The sequence below is a fragment of the Streptomyces albus subsp. chlorinus genome, assembly GCF_013302895.1.
Classification (GTDB): Bacteria; Actinomycetota; Actinomycetes; order Streptomycetales; family Streptomycetaceae; genus Streptomyces; species Streptomyces chlorinus.
Genome location: NZ_VJOK01000001.1, coordinates 3,800,956 through 3,820,495, shown reverse-complemented (window position 1 = coordinate 3,820,495; position 19,540 = coordinate 3,800,956). Strand labels below are relative to the sequence as shown.

General features: G+C 73.0%; 16 protein-coding genes. 6 read left to right on the top strand and 10 right to left on the bottom strand.

The window, feature by feature from the left end; translation table 11 throughout:
• Positions 1-1,552 (top strand): ATP-binding SpoIIE family protein phosphatase (locus FM076_RS16970; protein ID WP_173871672.1); only part of this gene is annotated, 1,552 nt, incomplete at its 5' end.
• Positions 1,553-1,656: 104 nt separating this feature from the next.
• Here FM076_RS16970 and FM076_RS16965 read toward each other — a convergent pair.
• A complete protein-coding gene (locus FM076_RS16965) occupies positions 1,657-2,199 on the bottom strand; it encodes an SseB family protein (RefSeq protein WP_173871670.1) in 543 nt (180 codons plus the stop codon).
• 117 nt (positions 2,200-2,316) lie between these two features.
• Here FM076_RS16965 and FM076_RS16960 point away from each other — a divergent pair, with 117 nt between their 5' ends.
• The 3 genes from FM076_RS16960 to FM076_RS16950 all read left to right on the top strand — a co-directional run bounded on the left by FM076_RS16960 (position 2,317) and on the right by FM076_RS16950 (position 5,911).
• The gene (locus FM076_RS16960; RefSeq protein WP_173871667.1) at positions 2,317-4,143 is read left to right on the top strand and encodes an acyl-CoA dehydrogenase; all 1,827 of its coding nucleotides are present in this window, start codon (positions 2,317-2,319) and stop codon (positions 4,141-4,143) included.
• 122 nt (positions 4,144-4,265) lie between these two features.
• Entirely contained in the window at positions 4,266-5,567 is a 1,302-nt protein-coding gene (locus FM076_RS16955; protein WP_173871666.1) for a M18 family aminopeptidase, read from the top strand.
• Between the two features lie 116 nt (positions 5,568-5,683).
• The gene (locus FM076_RS16950; RefSeq protein ID WP_173871664.1) at positions 5,684-5,911 is read left to right on the top strand and encodes a DUF6458 family protein; all 228 of its coding nucleotides are present in this window, start codon (positions 5,684-5,686) and stop codon (positions 5,909-5,911) included.
• A 28-nt stretch (positions 5,912-5,939) separates the two neighbouring features.
• Here FM076_RS16950 and FM076_RS16945 read toward each other — a convergent pair whose 3' ends face one another.
• Positions 5,940-7,817, bottom strand: coding sequence for an NHL domain-containing thioredoxin family protein (locus FM076_RS16945; protein WP_173871662.1), 1,878 nt, complete (start codon positions 7,815-7,817; stop codon positions 5,940-5,942).
• 65 nt (positions 7,818-7,882) lie between these two features.
• Positions 7,883-8,668, bottom strand: coding sequence for a carbon-nitrogen family hydrolase (locus FM076_RS16940; RefSeq protein WP_173871660.1), 786 nt, complete (start codon positions 8,666-8,668; stop codon positions 7,883-7,885).
• Positions 8,669-8,823: 155 nt separating this feature from the next.
• Between FM076_RS16940 and FM076_RS16935 the strand changes: the two genes are divergently transcribed.
• On the top strand, positions 8,824-9,657 hold the full coding sequence (locus tag FM076_RS16935; protein ID WP_173871658.1) for a maleylpyruvate isomerase family mycothiol-dependent enzyme: 834 nt from the start codon (positions 8,824-8,826) through the stop codon (positions 9,655-9,657).
• A 56-nt stretch (positions 9,658-9,713) separates the two neighbouring features.
• On the opposite strand, the gene FM076_RS16930 is transcribed toward FM076_RS16935, so the two are convergent.
• The 5 genes from FM076_RS16930 to pdhA form a co-directional block, all read right to left on the bottom strand.
• Complete coding sequence (locus FM076_RS16930; RefSeq protein WP_173871656.1) at positions 9,714-11,042, bottom strand: MFS transporter; 1,329 nt, start codon at positions 11,040-11,042, stop codon at positions 9,714-9,716.
• On the bottom strand, positions 11,039-11,731 hold the full coding sequence (locus FM076_RS16925; protein WP_173871654.1) for a GntR family transcriptional regulator: 693 nt from the start codon (positions 11,729-11,731) through the stop codon (positions 11,039-11,041). The genes FM076_RS16930 and FM076_RS16925 overlap by 4 nt, the downstream gene beginning before the upstream one ends.
• A 247-nt stretch (positions 11,732-11,978) precedes the next feature.
• Positions 11,979-13,499 carry a dihydrolipoamide acetyltransferase family protein gene (locus tag FM076_RS16920; protein ID WP_173871652.1) on the bottom strand — a complete coding sequence of 507 codons (1,521 nt, stop codon included), beginning with the start codon at positions 13,497-13,499 and terminating at the stop codon, positions 11,979-11,981.
• Between the two features lie 14 nt (positions 13,500-13,513).
• A complete protein-coding gene (locus tag FM076_RS16915) occupies positions 13,514-14,494 on the bottom strand; it encodes an alpha-ketoacid dehydrogenase subunit beta (protein ID WP_173871650.1) in 981 nt (326 codons plus the stop codon).
• A 2-nt stretch (positions 14,495-14,496) separates the two neighbouring features.
• Entirely contained in the window at positions 14,497-15,954 is a 1,458-nt protein-coding gene (pdhA, locus tag FM076_RS16910; protein WP_345945058.1) for a pyruvate dehydrogenase (acetyl-transferring) E1 component subunit alpha, read from the bottom strand.
• 405 nt (positions 15,955-16,359) lie between these two features.
• On the opposite strand from pdhA, the gene FM076_RS16905 reads away from it, so the two are divergent.
• Entirely contained in the window at positions 16,360-17,046 is a 687-nt protein-coding gene (locus tag FM076_RS16905) for a response regulator (RefSeq protein WP_173871649.1), read from the top strand.
• A gap of 95 nt (positions 17,047-17,141) precedes the next feature.
• On the opposite strand, the gene FM076_RS16900 is transcribed toward FM076_RS16905, so the two are convergent.
• Positions 17,142-18,179 (bottom strand): phosphotransferase, encoded by a 1,038-nt coding sequence (locus FM076_RS16900; protein ID WP_173871647.1) that lies wholly within the window; start codon positions 18,177-18,179, stop codon positions 17,142-17,144.
• 108 nt (positions 18,180-18,287) lie between these two features.
• The coding region (locus tag FM076_RS16895; RefSeq protein ID WP_173871645.1) for a protein kinase domain-containing protein at positions 18,288-19,540 on the bottom strand (1,253 nt) is incomplete at its 5' end.

Here is a 19,540-nt window from a genome sequence, read left to right as displayed (position 1 = left end):
GGTCGCCTTCACCCCGGATGAGCGCGCGGTGCTGACCACGGTCGCGCGGATGCTGGCGCAGTCCCTGTCACGGGCCATGCTGGGGGAGGCCGAGCGCGAGCTGTCGGCCCGGCTCCAGCGCGCCATGCGGCCCGCGCACAGCCCCGCCATCCCCGGCATGGACCTGGCGGCCCGCTATGTGCCCACCGGCGGCGGCCTGCAGATCGGCGGCGACTGGTACGACGTCATCCCGCTGCCGTCCGGCCGCACCGCCCTGGTCATCGGCGACGTGCAGGGGCACGACGTACGGGCCGCGGGCATCATGGGCCAGCTGCGGGTGGCGGTTCGCGCCTACGCCTCCGAGGGGCACCACCCCGACGCGGTGCTCTCGCGCGCGTCCCGCTTCCTGCACGGCATGAGCACCGGCGAACGCCTCAACGCGCCCCCGCCCTCCGCCCCCGTCGAGGAGGCAGCCGGTCTCCCGGCCGGCCCGGGCCCGGAGGAGGACGAGGCCGACTACGCCGACCCGCGCTTCGCCACCTGCCTCTACGTCGAGGTGGACCCCGCCACCGGCACCCTGGACGTCGCCCGCGCCGGGCACCCGGATCCGGCGGTCCAGCTGCCGGACGGCCCGCTGATGGTCCGCCCCACCGCGGGCGGCCTCCCCCTCGGCGTCGAACCCGACTCCGACTACCCCGTCACCCGCCTGGTCCTGGAGCCCGGCGAGCGGCTGCTGATGTGCACCGACGGTCTCCTGGAGGCGGGCGGCCTCGACCAGGAGGCGGGGTGGACGCGGATCAACGAGGTGGTCGAGGACCTGCGGAACCGGACCGCCGCCCGGCCCCGCACAGACGCCGGAACGGCCGCGAACGGCGCCGGGGCCGTCCCGACCGGCACCGGAGCGGCCGGGGCCCGGCCCGGTCTGGAGCAGGTGGCCGACGCGCTCGTCCGGGCGGCGCACGGCGGCGGGGGAGCGGCCTACGGATTCACGGGCACTCCCGCGGCGTCCCACCGCGAGGACGACATCGCGCTGCTCCTCCTCGCCCGCACCCCCGCGGCCGAGGGCGCGCCGGCCGAGGGCGCCCCCGCCTCCGCGCGGCGCACCGTGATGACCATCGCCCAGGCCCAGCCGGACCGGATCGCCGCCGCCCGCCACCAGCTCCGCGACCTGCTGCACGACTGGTGCGACCCGGAGCAGGTGGACGGCGCCGTGCTGATGCTCTCGGAGATGCTCACCAACGTGCTGGTGCACACCGACGGCGACGCGCTGCTCGTCGCCCAGATCACCGCCCCCAGGCAGGGCGACATGCGCACCCTGCGGGTCAACGTCTCCGACTCCAGCGACGAACTCCCGCACCGCCGCAGCCCCGGGGAACTGGCCTCCTCCGGCCGCGGTCTGATGCTGCTGGGCATGCTCGCGGACCGCTGGGGCGTGGACCCGCGCGGCGAGGGGAAGTGCATCTGGTTCGAGATGCACGAGGCGGAGCCGTCGGACCAGGACGGCACCGAGGCCGCCGAACCCTCCCTGGACCAGTGGGACAGCTGGGACCTGTCGGCGGCCGACGAGGGCTGACCCGCCCGGCCCGCTCCGCCCGCCCCGCTCCCGCCCACAAGGCGGACAGGCGGACAAGCGGACAAGCGGACAGGCCGGTCCGGGACCGGCCGCACGGAAGTCGCTCAGCCGTACATGCGGCGCATCGCGAAGTCCACCATCTCCTCGACCGCCTTGGCGTCGAAGACCACCCGGTGCTCCCCCTCCATGTCGAGCACGAAGCCGTACCCCGACGGCAGCAGGTCGAGGACCTCCGCGCCGGTGATGACGAAGTACTTCGACTCCTTGCCCGCGTAGGCGCGCAGCTCCTTGAGCGTGCTGAACATGGGGATGACCGGCTGCTGGGTGTTGTGCAGCGCCAGGAACCCGGGGGTGTCCCCGCGCGGGCAGTACACCTTCGAGGTGGAGAAGACCCCCTGGAAGTCCTCCGCGCTCATCGAGCCCGTGGTGAAGGCCCGGATCGCCTCCTTGAGGGAGGGCGGGGAGGGCTCGGGGTAGAACGGCTGCTGCTGCGGCCCCGGCTGCCCGTACGGCGCTCCCTGCCGGGCTCCGTACGGGGGCGGCGGAGCCTGGTGGTGCCCCTGCTGGGGGTGGGGCCCGACATCCTGGTAGCCGTGCGCCCCGTGCCCCTGCCCGGGCGAGGCACCGGTCTGGTCGTAGCCGTACATGACGAAAAGAGTAACCAGTCACAGATGGGTGGCGGGGGGTTGCTTCTTATTACCGACGGGTAGCATCATCTAGGGAGCTACTGACAAGTACGAGCGAGTCACTACGGAGCCGTCGCCATGGGGCACTACAAGTCGAATCTCCGCGACATCGAGTTCAACCTCTTCGAGGTGCTCGGGCGCGACACGGTGTACGGCACCGGACCGTTCGCGGAGATGGACATCGAGACCGCCAGGAACATCCTCACCGAGATCGCCCGGCTCGCCGAGAACGAGCTGGCGGCCTCCTTCGAGGAGGCGGACCGCACCCCGCCCGTCTTCGACCCGGAGACCAACACCGCGCCGGTGCCCGCGGCCTTCAAGAAGAGCTACCAGGCCTACATGGACGCCGAGTGGTGGCGGCTGGGCATCCCGGAGGAGATCGGCGGCACGGCCGCTCCGCGCTCGCTGCTGTGGGGCTTCGCCGAGACGATCCTGGGCTCCAACCCGGCCGTGTGGATGTACGCCTCCGGCCCGGCCTTCGCGGGCGTCCTGCACGAGGAGGGCACCGAGGAGCAGCGCAAGATCGCCAAGCTGATGGCGGACAAGCAGTGGGGCTCCACCATGGTGCTCACCGAGCCGGACGCCGGCTCGGACGTGGGCGCGGGCCGCACCAAGGCCACGCAGCAGCCGGACGGGACCTGGCACATCGAGGGCGTGAAGCGCTTCATCACCTCGGGTGAGCACGACATGTCCGAGAACATCGTGCACTTCGTCCTGGCCCGCCCCGAGGGCCACGGTCCGGGCACCAAGGGCCTGTCGCTGTTCATCGTGCCGAAGTACGACTTCGACTGGGAGACCGGCGAGCTGGGCGAGCGCAACGGCGTCTACGCCACCAACGTCGAGCACAAGATGGGGCTGAAGGTCTCCAACACCTGCGAGATGACCTTCGGCGCCAACCACCCGGCCAAGGGCTGGCTGCTGGGCGAGAAGCACGACGGCATCCGCCAGATGTTCAAGATCATCGAGTTCGCCCGGATGATGGTCGGCACCAAGGCGATCGCCACGCTCTCGACCGGCTACCTCAACGCGCTGGAGTACGCCAAGGAGCGTGTCCAGGGCGCGGACCTGGCGCAGTTCACCGACAAGACCGCGCCGCGGGTGACCATCACGCACCACCCGGACGTGCGGCGCTCGCTGCTGACGCAGAAGGCGTACGCCGAGGGCATGCGCGCCCTCGTCCTCTACACCGCCGCGGTGCAGGACGAGATCCTGGTCAAGGAGCACAACGGCGAGGACGCCTCGGCCGCGCGCCGCCTCAACGACCTGCTCCTGCCGATCGTGAAGGGCTACGGCTCGGAGAAGTCCTACGAGCAGCTGGCGCAGTCCCTCCAGACGCTGGGCGGCTCCGGCTACCTGCAGGAGTACCCGATCGAGCAGTACATCCGGGACTCCAAGATCGACACCCTGTACGAGGGCACCACCGCCATCCAGGGCCAGGACTTCTTCTTCCGCAAGGTCGTCCGCGACCAGGGCCAGGCGCTCACCGCGCTCTCGGAGGAGATCAAGAAGTTCCTCGCCGAGGCCGCGGGCGGCGAGGAGCTGGCGGGCGCCCGCGACCAGCTCGCCCGGGCCGCCGGGGAGCTGGAGGCCATCGTCGGCACGATGCTGACCGACCTGGCCGGCACCGAGAAGGACGTCAAGTCGATCTACAAGGTCGGCCTGAACACCACCCGGTTCCTGATGGCCGCCGGTGACGTCGTCGTCGGCTACCTGCTGCTGCGCGGTGCCGCCGTCGCCGCGGAGAAGCTGCCCGGCGCCCCCGCGAAGGACGTGCCGTTCTACCAGGGCAAGATCGCGGCGGCGAAGTTCTTCGCCGCGAACGTCCTGCCCCAGGTCGCCGTCCAGCGCGAACTGGCCGACGCGGTGGACCTGTCGGTCATGGAGCTGGACGAAGCCGCCTTCTGAGCCACTCCGTCCCCCGCCTCCCGGCCGCCGCGCCCGGCGGCCGGGAGCCCGCGCCCGCGCCCCGCTCCCACCCCCACGGGAGCGGGGCGCTCGCGTGCGGGGGCGCGCCGTAAGGTGGGGGCATGAGCGATGCCATGCCGTTCGACCGCGGTCACACCGACGGTCTGATGTCCTTCCTCGCCGCGAGCCCCTCGCCGTACCACGCGGTGGCGAACGCGGCCGCGCGGCTGGCGGAGGCCGGTTTCCGGCAGGTCGCGGAGACCGAGGCGTGGGACGCGAGCACGGGCGGCAAGTACGTGGTGCGCGGTGGCGCGCTGATCGCCTGGTACGTGCCCGAGGGCGCCACGCCCGCCACCCCCTTCCGCATCGTCGGCGCGCACACCGACTCGCCCAACCTGCGCGTCAAGCCGGTCCCGGACACCGGGGCGCACGGCTGGCGTCAGGTCGCCGTGGAGATCTACGGCGGCACGCTCCTCAACACCTGGCTCGACCGGGACCTGGGCATCAGCGGCCGGCTGACGCTCCGCGACGGCAGCACGCACCTGGTGAACGTGGACCGCCCCGTGCTGCGCGTACCGCAGCTGGCCATCCATCTCGACCGGCAGGTCAACGACGGCCTCAAGCTGGAACGCCAGCGGCACATGACGCCGATCTGGGGGCTCGGCTCCCCCCGCGAGGGCGATCTGCTGCGCTTCCTCGCCGAGGAGAGCGGGCTGGACTCCCGGCAGGCCGACGGCATCGCCGGCTGGGACCTGATGACCCACAGCGTCGAGCCGCCCGCCCACCTGGGGCGGGAGGGGGAACTGGTCGCCGGCCCGCGGATGGACAACCTGCTGTCGGTGCACGCGGGTACGGCCGCGCTCGCCGCTGTCGCCCAGGGCGGTACCGAACCGGCCGCCATCCCCGTGCTGGCCGCCTTCGACCACGAGGAGAACGGCAGCCAGTCCGACACCGGCGCCCAGGGGCCCCTGCTGGGCACGGTGCTGGAGCGGTCCGTCTTCGCCCGCGGCGGCTCCTGGGACGACCGCGCCCGCGCCTGGGCCGGCACCGTGTGCCTCTCCTCCGACACGGGGCACGCCCTCCACCCCAACTACCCCGAGCGGCACGAGCCGGGCCACCACCCGATGCCCAACCGGGGGCCGATCCTCAAGGTCAACGTCAACCAGCGGTACTCCACCGACGGTGCCGGCCGCGCGCTGTTCGCCGCGGTCTGCGAGCGCGCGGGCGTGCCCTGGCAGACCTTCGTCTCCCACAACGACGTGCCCTGCGGCACCACCATCGGCCCCCTCACCGCCGCCCGGCACGGCATCACCACGGTGGACATCGGCGTGGCCATCCTCTCGATGCACTCCGCGCGCGAACTGTGCGGCGCCGACGACCCCTACCTGCTGGCCAACTGCCTCACGGCGTTCCTCGGCGAGTGAGCGCCCCTCCCCGCGGGAGGTGACGAACAGCCTTCCGCGGGGCGCTGATTGGCCGACTCCGAGCCGGGTACCCGCCGCCGGTAAGCGCGGTTCGACCGAGCTTGGAGGCGTTATTCATGGGCATCGTCATCTGCATCGGCATGATGGCGGTGGGGGCGATCCTGGCCCTGGCCGTCGACATCGACATCAGTGGCGTCAACGTCCACCTGGTGGGCGCGCTGCTGCTGATCGTCGGCGTCATCGGGCTGTGCACCTACATCAGCATCCTCAAGCGGCGGCGCGTGCAGCCGCCGTCCCCGGGCGCTCCGGTGATCGAGGAGTACAACAAGCACCACCTGGAGTGACGCGGGACCGCCGGGGGCCCAGCCCTCCTCAGCCCTCGTCCATCCCCGCGAGCACCAGCGGCAGCCGGCGGGCGCCGTCGGCGGTGATCCGCACCGGCACGCCCCAGTCCTGCTGGTGCACATGGCAGGCGGGGTACTCCCCCTCCTCGTCGCAGGAGGCGGCCATCGCCGAGACGTGCAGCACGCCCTCGGTGCCCTCGTCCCCTTCCAGTCGCAGTTCGCGGTGCAGATCGGTGCCCGTACCGTCGCCGTCCGCGAGCAGCTCGGGCGGGGTCGCGCTGACGATCAGCCGGGTGGAGGGGCCGTAGCGGACGTCCAGCTTCTGCCCGGGCGGCGGCTGGAAGACCACATCGAGGCGGAGCGCCCCGGGCGCCACCTCGGTGGCGGCCCGCCGCGTGCGGTGGGCGACGGCCTCGACGCGGACGGCGTCCTCGGGCAGCCGCAGCCGGGTCAGCCGGTGGCGGGCCGACTCGACCACCAGGATCTCGCCCCCGCCCGCGTCCGGCGCCGGCACGGCGTCCGACGGTTCGCGCAGGTCGGTGGCCAGAGTGCTGACCTCGCCGGTGGCCGGGTCGTAGCGGCGCAGCGCGTGGTTGTAGGTGTCGCAGACGGCGACGGAGCCCCCGGGCAGCGCCGTGACGCCGAGCGGATGCTGGAAGAGGGCCTGGCCGGCGGGGCCGTCGCGGTGGCCGAAGTCGAAGAGGCCGGTGCCGACGGCGGTACGGACGGTGAAGCCGCCGCCGTGCCCGTCCCGCTCCACCCAGCGCAGGGCGCTGGTCTCGGAGTCGGCCACCCACAGCCGGGAGCCGTCCGCCGCGACGGCCAGCCCGGACGGCTGGGCGAACCACGCCTCGCGCGCGGGGCCGTCCACCAGGCCCTCGTTCGTCGTCCCGGCCTCGGCCCGCACGGTGCCGCCGGCGGGGTCGTACGTCCACAGCTGGTGCACCCCGGCCATGGCGATCCACACGCGGTCCGCGAAGTACGCCACGTCCCACGGCGAGGACAGCGCCGTCTCACGCGCCGGGCCCTCGGCGGGGGCGCCCTGGAACCACTGGTGCCCGGTACCGGCGACGGTCAGGGTCTCGCCGGTGGCCGGATCGTAGCGGCGCAGCGCGTGGTTGACGGTGTCGGCGACGAGGACTCCGCCGCCGGCGCTGTCGGGCAGCAGCACGAGGCCCTGCGGCTCGTTGAACCGTGCCGCCCCGGGGCCGCCGTCGGCCAGCCCCCGCTCGCCGGTGCCGATCCGCCGTACGACGCTCTCCCCGTCCGCCGCCAGCTGGACGAGCTGGTGCCGGGTGGTGTCCGAGACGAGGAACCCGTCCCCGTCCGGCAGCGCCAGCACCTTCCCGGGGAAGCGCAGCGCGGTGGCAGCGGGCTCCGGCGGGGTGTAGGGGCTGTCTCCGCGCCGCAGCGTTCCCTTGGCCCCGTGCTCGGCCTCCAGCTGCTCCACCAGTTTCTCGATGGCGTGCACATGGCCCTCGCCGGCGTGCTGGGCGACGACGTACCCCTCGGGATCGATCACCACCAGCGTCGGCCAGGCCCGCACCGCGTACTGCTTCCAGGTGGCCAGCTTCGGATCGTCCAGCACGGGGTGCTCGACCCCGTAGCGCTCGACGGCGTCCACGACGGCGGCGTGCTCCGCCTCGTGCACGAACTTGGGCGAGTGCACCCCGACCACGACCACCGTGTCGCCGTGCCGCTCCTCCAGCTCCCGCAGCTCGTCGAGGACGTGCAGGCAGTTGATGCAGCAGAACGTCCAGAAATCGACGATCACGATCTTCCCGCGCAGCGCGGCGAGGCTCAGCCGCTCCCCTCCCGTATTGAGCCAGCCGCCCTCACCGACCAGCTCGGGGGCGCGGACACGGGGGCGGCGGGGGACGGCACTGGCGGCGGCGGGGTCGTTCATACCTTCCAGCGTGCCACTGCCGTCCCACAGCTCCCTACAGCACCCGGTCCTTACAGCACCCGGTTTTACAGCACCCGGTCCTTCAGCACCGGGAAGGTCTCGCGGACCGTGGCGATCTGGGACAGGTCCAGGTCGGCGGTGACCACCGTCTCGTCCGCGCCGTCGGCCTCGGCCAGCACCTCGCCCCACGGGTCGATGACGGCGCTGCGGCCGGCCTGGGCGACACCGGCGTGGGTGCCCGCGGTGCCGCAGGCCAGGACGAAGCACTGGTTCTCCACCGCGCGGGCGCGGGCGAACAGGGACCAGTGGCCGGCGCGCTTGGCGGGCCAGCCGGCGGGGACGACGAGGACGCCGGCGCCCGCGTCGACCAGGGCGCGGAACAGCTCGGGGAAGCGGAGGTCGTAGCAGGTGGCCAGGCCGAGGGTGGCCCGCGGGTGGGAGACCGTGACAGGGGTGCCGCCCGCGGACATCAGGACGGCCTCGCCCTGGTCGAAGCCGAAGCGGTGGATCTTGCGGTAGGTGGCGGCGAGTTCGCCGGAGGGCGAGAAGACGAGGGAGGTGTTGTAGAGGGCTCCCTCCTGGGTCTTCTCGACGACGGAGCCGGCGTGCAGCCACACCCCCGCGTCGCGGGCGGCGGCGGACATGGCCAGCGCGGTGGGGCCGGTCGCCGGGTCGGCCTCCTCCGCCTCGGCGGCGAAGCGGTCGTGGGCGAAGGCGCCGACGGGCCACAGCTCGGGCAGCACCACCAGATCGGCGCCGGACTGGGCGCGGACGAGCGAAGCGACCCGTTCCCGGCGGGATTCGACCGACTCGTCCGGGTCCACCTGAATCTGCAGAAGCGAAGCGCGCACCGTACCACCGTCCATGCGATCGAGGGGGGCGATTGGGCCTAGCATCGTCCCAAAAGCACTGCCGGGGTGCCCGGGCGCAGCGTAACTTGGCAGCACCCAGCATGAGCACCCTGCCCTGTCCAGCCCGCGAACGAACCGCAACGCCGAGGGGTCCCGTGACCGACCACCCAAGCCTTCAGCCTTACGTTGACGCCTGGACGCAGTCCATGGAAGCGATATCCGAGCTGGTCACTCCGCTCGTGGAAGGGGAATGGAACGGGCGGACCGAGTGCCCGGGGTGGTCGGTCCGCGACGTGGTCTCGCACATCATCGGTGTCGAGTGCGAACTCCTGGGCGACCCCCGGCCGATCCACACCCTCCCCCGCGACATCCTCCACGTGCGGGACGAGATCAGCCGCCACATGGAGGTGCAGGTGGACGTGCGGCGGCACCACACGGGCCCGGAGATGACCAGCGAGTTCGAGTACACCCTCATCCGCCGCTCACGGCAGCTGCGCAACGAGAAACGGGGCCCGGAGGCGGAGGTCACCAACGTGCTGCCGTTCGGCCCGCGCAAGCTGCCCCTGGAACGGCAGCTGATGCTGCGGGCCTTCGACGTATGGGTGCACGAACAGGACCTGCGACGGGCGCTGGACAAGCCGGGCGGCCTCGACTCCCCGGGCGCGTACGTCGCGCGGGACGTGATGCTGGCGGGCCTGCCGAAGGTCGTCGCCAAGGACGCGGGCGCCCCGCTGAACTCGGCGGTCGTCTTCGACGTGAGCGGCCCCGTGGAGTTCATGCGGACGGTCCGCGTCGACAAGGACGGCAACGGCACCGTCGACGGCAGCGTCTCGCTGGGCCCCACAGCCACCCTCGCGATGGACTGGGAGACCTACTCCCGCCTCGCCGCGGGCCGCGTCCGGCCGGAGTCCGTCGCGGAGCACGTCAAGATCGACGGGGACGCCGAGCTGGCCGCCGAGATCCTCACACACTTCCCGGTCACGCCGTAACGGGACCCGCCGCATCGGGACCGCGCCCGTCAGGGGCGCGGCCCCGAGGGGGGCCGTCATACAGGGACGTGGACCGCTTCCACCTTGCTGGCCACGACCCGCTCGCGCTCACGCCGTACGGCGCGCCCCCGCAGCCGTGCGAACTGGACCAGGCCCAGCGCCTGGAGGGCGAAGACGCTCGCGAAGGCGATGCGGAAGTTGTCGCCCGTCAGATCGAGCAGGACGCCGACAGCGAACAGCGTCGTCATGGACGCGGTGAAGCCGCCCATGTTGACGATGCCGGAGGCGGTGCCCTGGCGTTCGGGCGGGTTGGCGGGGCGGGAGAAGTCGAAGCCGATCATCGAGCCCGGCCCGCACGCCCCCAGTACCGCGCACAGCACCACCAGCAGCCACATCGGTGCCCGTCCCGGCCAGGCGAGGGCCGCCGCCCACACGGCGGCCGTGGCCAGCACGGTGCCCAGCACCAGCGGGGTGCGGGCCGCGTGGTGGCGGGCGATGACCTGTCCGTAGACCAGGCCGCAGCACATGTTGGAGACGACCACGAGGGTCAGCAGCTCACCCGCCGTGCCCTTGTCGAGCCCCTGCGCCTCGACCAGGAACGGCATGCCCCACAGCAGCAGGAAGACCATGCCGGGGAACTGGCAGGTGAAGTGGACCCACATGCCGGCGCGGGTGCCCGGCTCCCGCCAGGCGGTGGTGAGCTGCCGCCGGACGAAACCGGAACCCGCGCCCGCGGCCCGGGACCCGGGGTGGGCCGGTGGTTCGTGGCCCTCGGGGTGGTCGCGCAGGAAGAAGACCACCAGCAGCAGGACGAGCAGCCCGCCCGCCGCGCTCCCCGCGAACGTGGGCGTCCAGCCGAAGGCGTCCAGCACCCGGGCCAGCACCAGGGTGGTCACCAGGTTGCCGGCCATGCCGATCAGCGCCGCGATCTGCGCGATCACCGGGCCGCGGCGCGCGGGGAACCAGCGCGCGCCCAGCCGCAGGACGGCGATGAACGTCATCGCGTCCCCGCAGCCCAGCAGCGCGCGGGAGGCCAGTGCCGTCCCGTACGACGCGGAGAGCGCGAAGCCGAACTGGCCGGCGGTGAACAGCAGGACACCCAGCAGCAGGATGCGGCGGGTGCCCCAGCGGTCCACCAGCAGGCCGACGGGTATCTGCATCCCCGCGTAGACGAGCAGTTGGAGGATGGAGAAGCTGGAGAGCGCGGAGGCGTTGATGTCGAAGCGGTGTGCGGCGTCCAGTCCGGCCACGCCCAGGCTGGTGCGGAAGGTGACGGCGACGAAGTAGACGGCGACGCCGATGCCCCACACCCACATGGCGCGGGCGCCGCCCGGCGGATCGCCCGGGAGGCGGTGGTGGGGCGCGGGGGTGGGACCGCCGCTCATCGGACCTCACGCACCAGGTCCCGGACGCGGTCCACGTGCTGGTGGACGGCGTGCGCCGCCGCCTCCGTGTCGCCCTCGCGCAGGGTGCGCAGGATGTCGGCGTGCTCGGTGATGTTCTTCGCGACCCGGTCCGGGTGCGCGTGCATCACGGCGACGCCCATCCGCAGCTGGCGGTCGCGGAGCTGGTCGTAGAGGCGGGTGAGGATCTGGTTGCCGGTCGCCTCCACGATCGTGGCGTGGAAGCAGCGGTCCGCGGCGGAGAACGCCGGCAGGTCGCCGGAGGCCGCGTGGGCGCGCTGTTCGGCCAGCAGCTCCTCCAGCCGGGCCACCAGCGCGGCGGAGACGGGGACCGCGCGGCGCACGGCGTGCTGCTCCACCAGCAGGCGGGTCTCGACGACGTCCTCGATCTCCTGCGCGGAGACGGGCAGCACCAGCGCGCCCTTCTTCGGGTACAGCCGGATGAGGCCCTCCACCTCCAGGCGGAGCAGGCCCTCGCGGACGGGGGTCCGCGAGACGCCGACGGCCTCGGCCAGCTCGCCCTCCGTCAGCAGCATGCCGCCCTCGTAGCGGCGGTCGAGGACCGCCTGCTTCACGTGCGCGTACACGCGCTGTGCGGCGGGTGGGCGCCGGTCCGTCCCGGCGGGTTCGGCCGCGGCGTCGGCGGTGGGGGCTGCTGCGGTATGGGACATGTGCGCATCATAGATACATCACATGAATGGGGGGCCCCTCTTCCGTGATGTGGACACGCCCACGGCCGCGTGAGACCGCCGGACCCCCGCCACCGTGGCCAAGGTCGCCCATGGTCGGCCATGGGCGGATGGCGGCAGGGGTCCGGCGCGAAGGGCGGCCCCGGCCCTGAGGGCCGGTCCCGGAGGTTCGGCCCCAGGCCGACAGCCCCAGGGCATCAACCCCAGGGCATCAACCAACCCCAGGCCGTCAGCCCCAGGTCATCAGCCGCTTGGGGCGCTCCAGGACGGCGGCCGTGTCGGCGAGGACCTTGGAGCCCAGCTCGCCGTCGACCAGCCGGTGGTCGAAGGAGAGCGCCAGGGTGGTGACGTGGCGCGGCTTGACCTTCCCCTTGTGGACCCAGGGCTGTTCACGGATCTGGCCGAAGGCCAGGATCGCGGACTCGCCGGGGTTGAGGATGGGCGTACCGGTGTCCACGCCGAAGACACCGACGTTGGTGATGGTCACCGTGCCCCCGCTCATCGCCGCCGGACTGGTCTTCCCCTCGCGAGCCGTGGCGACCAGCTCGCTGAGCGCGGACGCCAGTTCGGGCAGGGTCTTGTCCTGCGCGTCCTTGATGTTGGGGACGATCAGCCCGCGCGGAGTCGCCGCGGCGATACCGAGGTTGACGTAGTGCTTGCGGACGATCTCCTGGCGCTCCTCGTCCCAGGACGCGTTGATGTCCGGGTTGCGGCGGATGGCCAGCAGGAACGCCTTGGCGACCAGGAGCAGCGGGTTGACCCGCACACCCGCCATGTCGGGGTCCTGCCTGAGGTCCGCGACCAGCTTCATCGTCCGGGTGACGTCCACGGTCACGAACTCGGTCACGTGCGGCGCCGTGAAGGCGCTGCCCGACACGGCCTGCGCCGTGGCCTTGCGCACGCCCCGGATCGGGACGCGGGTCTCCCGGGCACCGGCGGCCGGGGGCGCGACGGCCTCCGGGGCGGGCTGCCGGGCGGGCTCGGCGGCCGGGGCGGGGACCTCCCGCACGGCCTCCGGTCCGGGTGCGGCCTCCGGCCCGGACACCGGGCCCGGCGCCGCCGCGGCGTGCACGTCCTCGCGGGTGATGATCCCGTCCGGTCCGGTCGGGGTGACCGTGGCCAGATCGACGCCTAGGTCCTTGGCGAGCTTGCGGACCGGCGGCTTGGCGAGGGGCCGCGGCCCGGCGCCGGGGACGGCCGCCCCGTGCCCGTTCACGGCGGGGGAGGTTCCGGCCGCCGCGGGGGCGGGCTCGGCCACCGGGGCGGCGGCCTCGGGGGCGGCACCCGGTGCGGGCTTGCGGGGTCGGCGCCTGGTGGAGCCGGCCGAGACCCCGTACCCGACCAGGACGGGCTGCCGGCCCTGCGGCTCGGCCTCCGCGGCGGCCTCCTCGGCCACCTCGGCGGCGGCTTCCGCACCCGCCTCCATGGCGGGCTGCGCCGCGGACGAGCCGCCCGTGCCGGAGCCGGCCGCGGGGCCGCCGGTGTCGACGGTGATGATGGGCGTGCCGACGTCGACGGTCGTGCCCTCCTCGAAGCGCAGCTCGTGCACCACGCCGTCGAAGGGGATGGGCAGTTCCACGGCGGCCTTGGCGGTCTCGACCTCGCAGACGACCTGGCCGTCGGTGACCGTGTCGCCGGGCTTGACGTACCACTTGAGGATCTCGGCCTCCGTCAGCCCCTCGCCCACGTCGGGCATCTTGAACTCACGGACGCCGCCGGCCGTCTGCCGGGCCTGTGCGCTGGTGGTCATCGTCACGACTCTCCTCAGTACGCCAACGCGCGATCGACGGCATCGAGCACCCGGTCCAGGTTGGGCAGGTACTCGTCCTCCAGCCGGGCCGGCGGGTACGGCGCGTGGAACCCGCCGACGCGCAGCACCGGTGCTTCAAGATGGTAGAAGCACCGCTCGGTGATGCGGGCGGCGATCTCCGCCCCGGTGCCCAGGAAGACCGGTGCCTCGTGGACGACCACGAGGCGGCCCGTCTTCTCGACGGAGCGCTGGACGGTGTCGAAGTCGACCGGGGACATCGAGCGCAGGTCCACGACCTCCAGCGAGTTGCCCTCCTCCTCGGCGGCCGCGGCCGCCTCCAGGCAGACCTTCACCATCGGCCCGTAGGCGGCGAGGGTGAGCGCGCTGCCCTGGCGGGCGACCTTCGCGGAGTGCAGCGGCGCCGGGATGGCGGAGGTGTCCACCTCGCCCTTGTCCCAGTAGCGGCGCTTGGGCTCGAAGAAGATGACCGGGTCGTCGCTCTCGATGGCCTGCTGCATCATCCAGTAGGCGTCCGAGGCGTTCGACGGCGAGACGCACTTGAGGCCCGCGACGTGCGCGAACAGCGCCTCGGGCGACTCGCTGTGGTGCTCGACGGCGCCGATGCCGCCGCCGTAGGGGATGCGGATGACGACCGGCAGCTTCACCTTGCCCAGGGCCCGCGCGTGCATCTTGGCGAGCTGGGTGACGATCTGGTCGTAGGCGGGGAAGACGAAGCCGTCGAACTGGATCTCCACCACGGGCCGGTAGCCGCGCAGGGCCAGTCCGATCGCGGTGCCGACGATGCCGGACTCGGCCAGCGGCGTGTCGATGACCCGGTCCTCGCCGAAGTCCTTCTGCAGGCCGTCGGTGACACGGAAGACGCCGCCGAGCTTGCCGACGTCCTCGCCCATGACGAGGACCTTGGGGTCGTTCTCCATCGCGGTGCGCAGCGAGGCGTTGATCGCCTTGGCGACGGGGAGCTTCTGGACAGCCATGATCACTTACCTTCTCCCGCGGCGGAACCGCTGTCGGCCTCGGTCGCGAACGACGCCTGGTACTCGGCGAACTGGGCCCGCTCCTCGTCCACGAGCGCGTGCCCGTCCGCGTAGACGTTCTCGAAGATCGCCATGGTGTCGGGGTCGGGCATCGTACGGATCGACTCGCGCACGTGCCGGCCCATCTCCTCGCTCTCCTCCTCCAGCCGGGCGAAGAAGGCGGCGTCGGCCAGCTTCTCCTTCTCCAGGTAGGAGCGGAGCCGCTGGATCGGGTCCTTGGCCTCCCACGCGACGCGCTCCTCATCGGCGCGGTAGCGCGTGGGGTCGTCGGAGGTGGTGTGGGCGCCCATGCGGTAGGTGAACGCCTCGATGAGCATGGGGCCCTGGCCGGTACGGGCCCGCTCGACGGCGGCCTTGGTCACCGCGAGGCAGGCCAGCACGTCGTTGCCGTCCACCCGGACGCCGGGGAAGCCGTAGCCCTGGGCGCGCTGGTAGATCGGCACCCGGGACTGGCGCTCGGTGGGCTCGGAGATGGCCCACTGGTTGTTCTGGCAGAAGAAGACGATCGGCGCGTTGTAGACGGCCGCGAACGTGAACGCCTCGGCGACGTCGCCCTGGCTGGAGGCTCCGTCGCCGAAGTAGGCGATGACGGCCGAGTCGGCGCCGTCCTTGGCCACACCCATGGCGTACCCGGCCGCGTGCAGGGCCTGGGAGCCGATGACGATCGTGTAGAGGTGGAAGTTGTTGCTGTTCGGGTCCCAGCCGCCGTTGTTCACACCCCGGAACATGCCCAGCAGCATCGTCGGGTCCACGTCCCGGCACCAGGCGACGCCGTGCTCGCGGTAGGTGGGGAAGACGTAGTCGTCCGGGCGCAGCGCGCGGCCGGAACCGATCTGGGCGGCCTCCTGACCGAGGAGGGAAGCCCACAGACCCAGCTCGCCCTGGCGCTGGAGCGCGGTGGCCTCGGCGTCGAAGCGGCGGGTGAGCACCATGTCGCGGTAGAGGCCCTGGAGCTCTTCGGCACTCAGCTCGATGTCGTACTCCGGGTGGGTGACCCGCTCGCCCTCGGGCGTCAGCAGCTGGATCAGCTCGGGCCGGGCTGCCGCGCTCCCGCCGTCGTGGCCGGCGGCACCCGCGCCGGCGCCGGCGTTGTTGCGGACCGTACGGGACTTCGCGGGGGCCTTGGTCTGACGGGCGGCGGTCTTCCCGGCCGTGCCCTTGGCGGCGCCCGCACTCTTGGCGCTCTTCGCGCTCTTCGCGCTCTTGGCGCTCTTCGCGGCGGTGCCCTTGGCCGTGCCGTTGGCGGCCGTGCTCCTGGACGGGCTCTTGGCGGCGGTCTTCCGGGCCGTGCTCTGCCCGTTCCCCGACGTGCCGCTGCCGCCGGCGTCCTGGGTGGCGCGCTTTCCTCCGGTGCTGCCGCGGCGCGCGGCGCTCCGCGCGGCAGTGCTCTCCACGGTCACGTGTGCTCCTCCGTCTGTCCGGCCCCCGGGATTGCCGGTGACCTGGGGCTCCCCCGCCCACTGGCGGGGGGAGGCTCGCCCGGTCCCGTGCGGCGCACGGGGTGGGAGCGTCGCGGTCGGCACCGGGTGGTGACTGCATGTCCCGGTCGCGGCCCGCTGTACCGACCCCAGTCGGGGACGCCCCAGCCATGGCTGGCATCTCCATAGACGCACGAGGCGGCCCTGACCTGCAACTTTGCTCGGATATCCAAGTAAGAACCCGGAAGTCCGACCATCCGTGCGCCGAGTCGGGACATCACTGGTCACGGCCTCGCGAGCCGCGGACACCCGCACGGTAACCCGCGGTGCGGGAGCCCGGGAAGAGTGAAGGGAGGAGAAGGGGGATCAGTATGTGAGACTGAGAAGGTGCCCAAAGACGGACGAACCCGGGTATTCCTGGTGGACGACCACGAGGTCGTCCGCAGGGGCGTGCGCGACATGCTCACCGCCGACCCGGGCATCGAGATCGCCGGGGAGGCCGCGACGGCGGCCGACGCGCTCAGCGGCATCACCGCCACCCGGCCCGACGTCGCGATCCTGGACGTACGCCTGCCGGACGGCAGCGGCATCGAGGTCTGCCGCGAGGTGCGCTCCCGCGACGAGTCCGTCCGCTGCCTGATGCTCACCTCGTACGCCGACGACGAGGCCCTCCTCGCCTCCGTGATGGCCGGGGCCTCCGGCTACGTCCTCAAGGAGTTGAGCCGCCAGGAGCTGCTGCGCGCGGTTTCCGAGGTGGCGGCCGGCAACTCCCTGCTCGACCCGGCCGACACCCGGCACGTGCTCGACCGGCTGCGCGGCCGGGGCCCCGGTGCCAGAGCGGGGCAGGACGAGCGGCTGGCCGCCCTCACCGCCCAGGAGCGCACCATCCTCGGACTCATCGGGGAGGGGCTGACCAACCGCGCCATCGGCGAGCGGCTGCACCTGGCGGAGAAGACGGTCAAGAACTACGTCTCCGGGCTGCTGGCCAAGCTCGGCATGGAACGCCGCGCCCAGGCCGCGGCCTACATCGCCCGGCTCCGCGCCCGGGACGGCCACGACGACCACCACGGCTGACGTACCGCCCCTCGGTCGCGGAAGGCGGCGCGTACCGCCTCGGTCGCGGAAGGCGGCGCCTACCGCCTCACTCGCGGGAAGCTCCGCCTACCGCCTCAATCGCAGAAGGCGGCGCGTACCGCCTCGTAGTGCGCCGTCCACCAGACCACCAGCGCCGCGGCGGCCGGGAACTGCGGGTCCGTCCGCGCGTCGCACAGCTGGTAGCGCCAGCGCAGCATCCAGAAGTCGTTGAGCCGCTCCCACCACACCCGGTGCACGGCGGCCACCAGCTCCTCGCGCGGGGCGCGCGCGCTGCCCCGGTAGGCGCGCGCGAAGGCCCGCACCTTGCGCAGGTCGAGCGTGCCCCCCGGCCGCAGGAAGAAGATCGCCGCGCCCCGGACGGCCTCCTCGGCCCGCGGCTGCACCCCCAGCCGGTCCCAGTCGAGGATCGCCACCGGCCGCGGCCGGGAGCCGTGGCCGGAAGCCGCGTACAGGACGTTCAGCGGGTGGAAGTCGCCGTGCACCCAGCCGCTGAACCGGGCCGGGACGGGGCCGGGCCGCGCCGCGGCGTACCGGCGCAGCAGCTCCCGCCGCTCGGTGAGCCGGTGCTCGGCCAGCTCGTCGAAGCTGTCCCGGCGCCGCCGGGCCCGCACCCGCTCCAGCAGGGCGCCGATCGTGTCGTAGGTGCCCGCCGGGTCGGCGCTGTCGTGCGCCGTCGGCGGCGCCGGGCGCACGGCCCGCGCCAGACGCGTGTGCACCCGCCCCAGCAGGGCGCCCAGCGCCCGCGACTCGTCCTCGCTCAGCTCGCTGCCGTGCCGGTGGGTTCCCTCGATCCACGGGTGCAGCGCGAAACAGCGCCCGTGCGCCACCGTCACCGTCCTGCCGTCCACACCGGGCACCACAGGGGCCACGGGCAGGCCCAGCGCCCCCAGCCGCGCCGTCACCCGGTGCTGGCGCTCGATCCGGGGCAGGCAGGACCGGCCGTCGAGATGGTGCTTGAGGAAGTAGCGGCCCCGCGTGGTCGTGACGCGGTACCCGCGATTGAGCAGCCCGTGCGAGACGGCCTCGCAGGTCAGCGGCTCACCGACACCGTCGTACCGGCCCAGCAGGGAGCGGAGCGTGCGCGCGGTGAGAGCGGGGGAAGACGGCTGCACGGCCGCATCGTAGAGCGGCCGTGCGGGACGGATCGCGCGGCGTCAGCGCCGGGTGGACGGGAGGTCAACCCGGCACGACGGGCGGTCAACCCGGTGCTGACGCCCAGCTCACTCCTCGCTGTCGCCGGAGCCGCCGTCGGGGGAGCCCCCGCCGCCGCCCGGCTTGCCGCCGTTGCCGCCGTTCTGGTCGCCGCCGCCGCTGGGCGGCGTCACCTCGTCGGTCGGCTTCCCGCCGTCGCCGCCCTCGGTGTCCCCGCCGTTGTTGCCGCCGTTCCCGGTGTGCGACGGGTCGCCGCCCGTCTGCGGGGGGCCGGTCTGGCTGGACTGCGTCTGGCTCGGGGCCGTCCGCGGCGGCGGGGAGGTCGGCCACTCGCCGCTGCCGCCGTCGATGCCCGGCTGGTCCTCCTCCGTCTCCGTCGGAGTGGGGTCGGGCTTCTTCGAGGGCTTCTTGTGGTCCTTGGGCGCCGACGTGCTCTTGTCCGGCTTCTTCTGGTTGTCCTGGTCCTTGCCTTCGCCACCGAGGGCGAAGAAGACGCCGCCGGCGATCGCGATCACCGCGAGGAACGCGACCAGCGCGTAGGTGAAAGCCTTGCTGCCGCCCCCGCGGCCCCCGCCGCGCCGCGGACCGCCCTCGAAGCCGCCGTCGTCGTCGCGGGCACCCGCCAGCAGCGGGGCGCCCAGCTGCGAGGTGTCGGAGTGCGAGGGGTGCGGGCGCGCCCCGGCGTCCGGGACGCCCAGGGCCTGGGTCGCGGCGCCGTAGTGCTCGGTGGGCCCGGTGTTCCACAGGCCGCCCGTGTGGCCGCCCTGCTCGTGCAGCATCTGGAGCGCGTACTGGGTCAGCCCGCGCATCTCCTCGGCCGTCTGGAACCGGTCGTCCGGCTCCTTGGCCAGGGCGCGCATCACCAGGCCGTCCAGCTCCGGCGGCACCGCGTCCGACACCTGGGAGGGCAGCACCGGGTCGTCCTGGACGTGCTGGTAGACGACCGACAGCGGCGTCTCGCCGGTGAACGGGGGGCGCCGCGTCAGCAGTTCGTAGAGCAGACAGCCCGTCGCGTACAGGTCGGAGCGCGCGTCCACGGCCTTGCCGAGCGCCTGCTCGGGGGAGAGGTACTGCGGGGTGCCCATCACCATGCCGGTCTGCGTCATGGTGTTGGACGCGCCGTGCAGGGCGCGGGCGATGCCGAAGTCCATCACCTTGACCGCGCCGCCCCGCGTGATGATCACGTTCGCGGGCTTGATGTCGCGGTGGACGATGCCGTGCTGGTGGCTGTAGGCCAGCGCTTCCAGCACCCCGGAGACGATGATCAGCGCCTGGTCCGGCGGCGGCGCGTCCGCGGTCATCAGCAGCTCACGGATCGTGC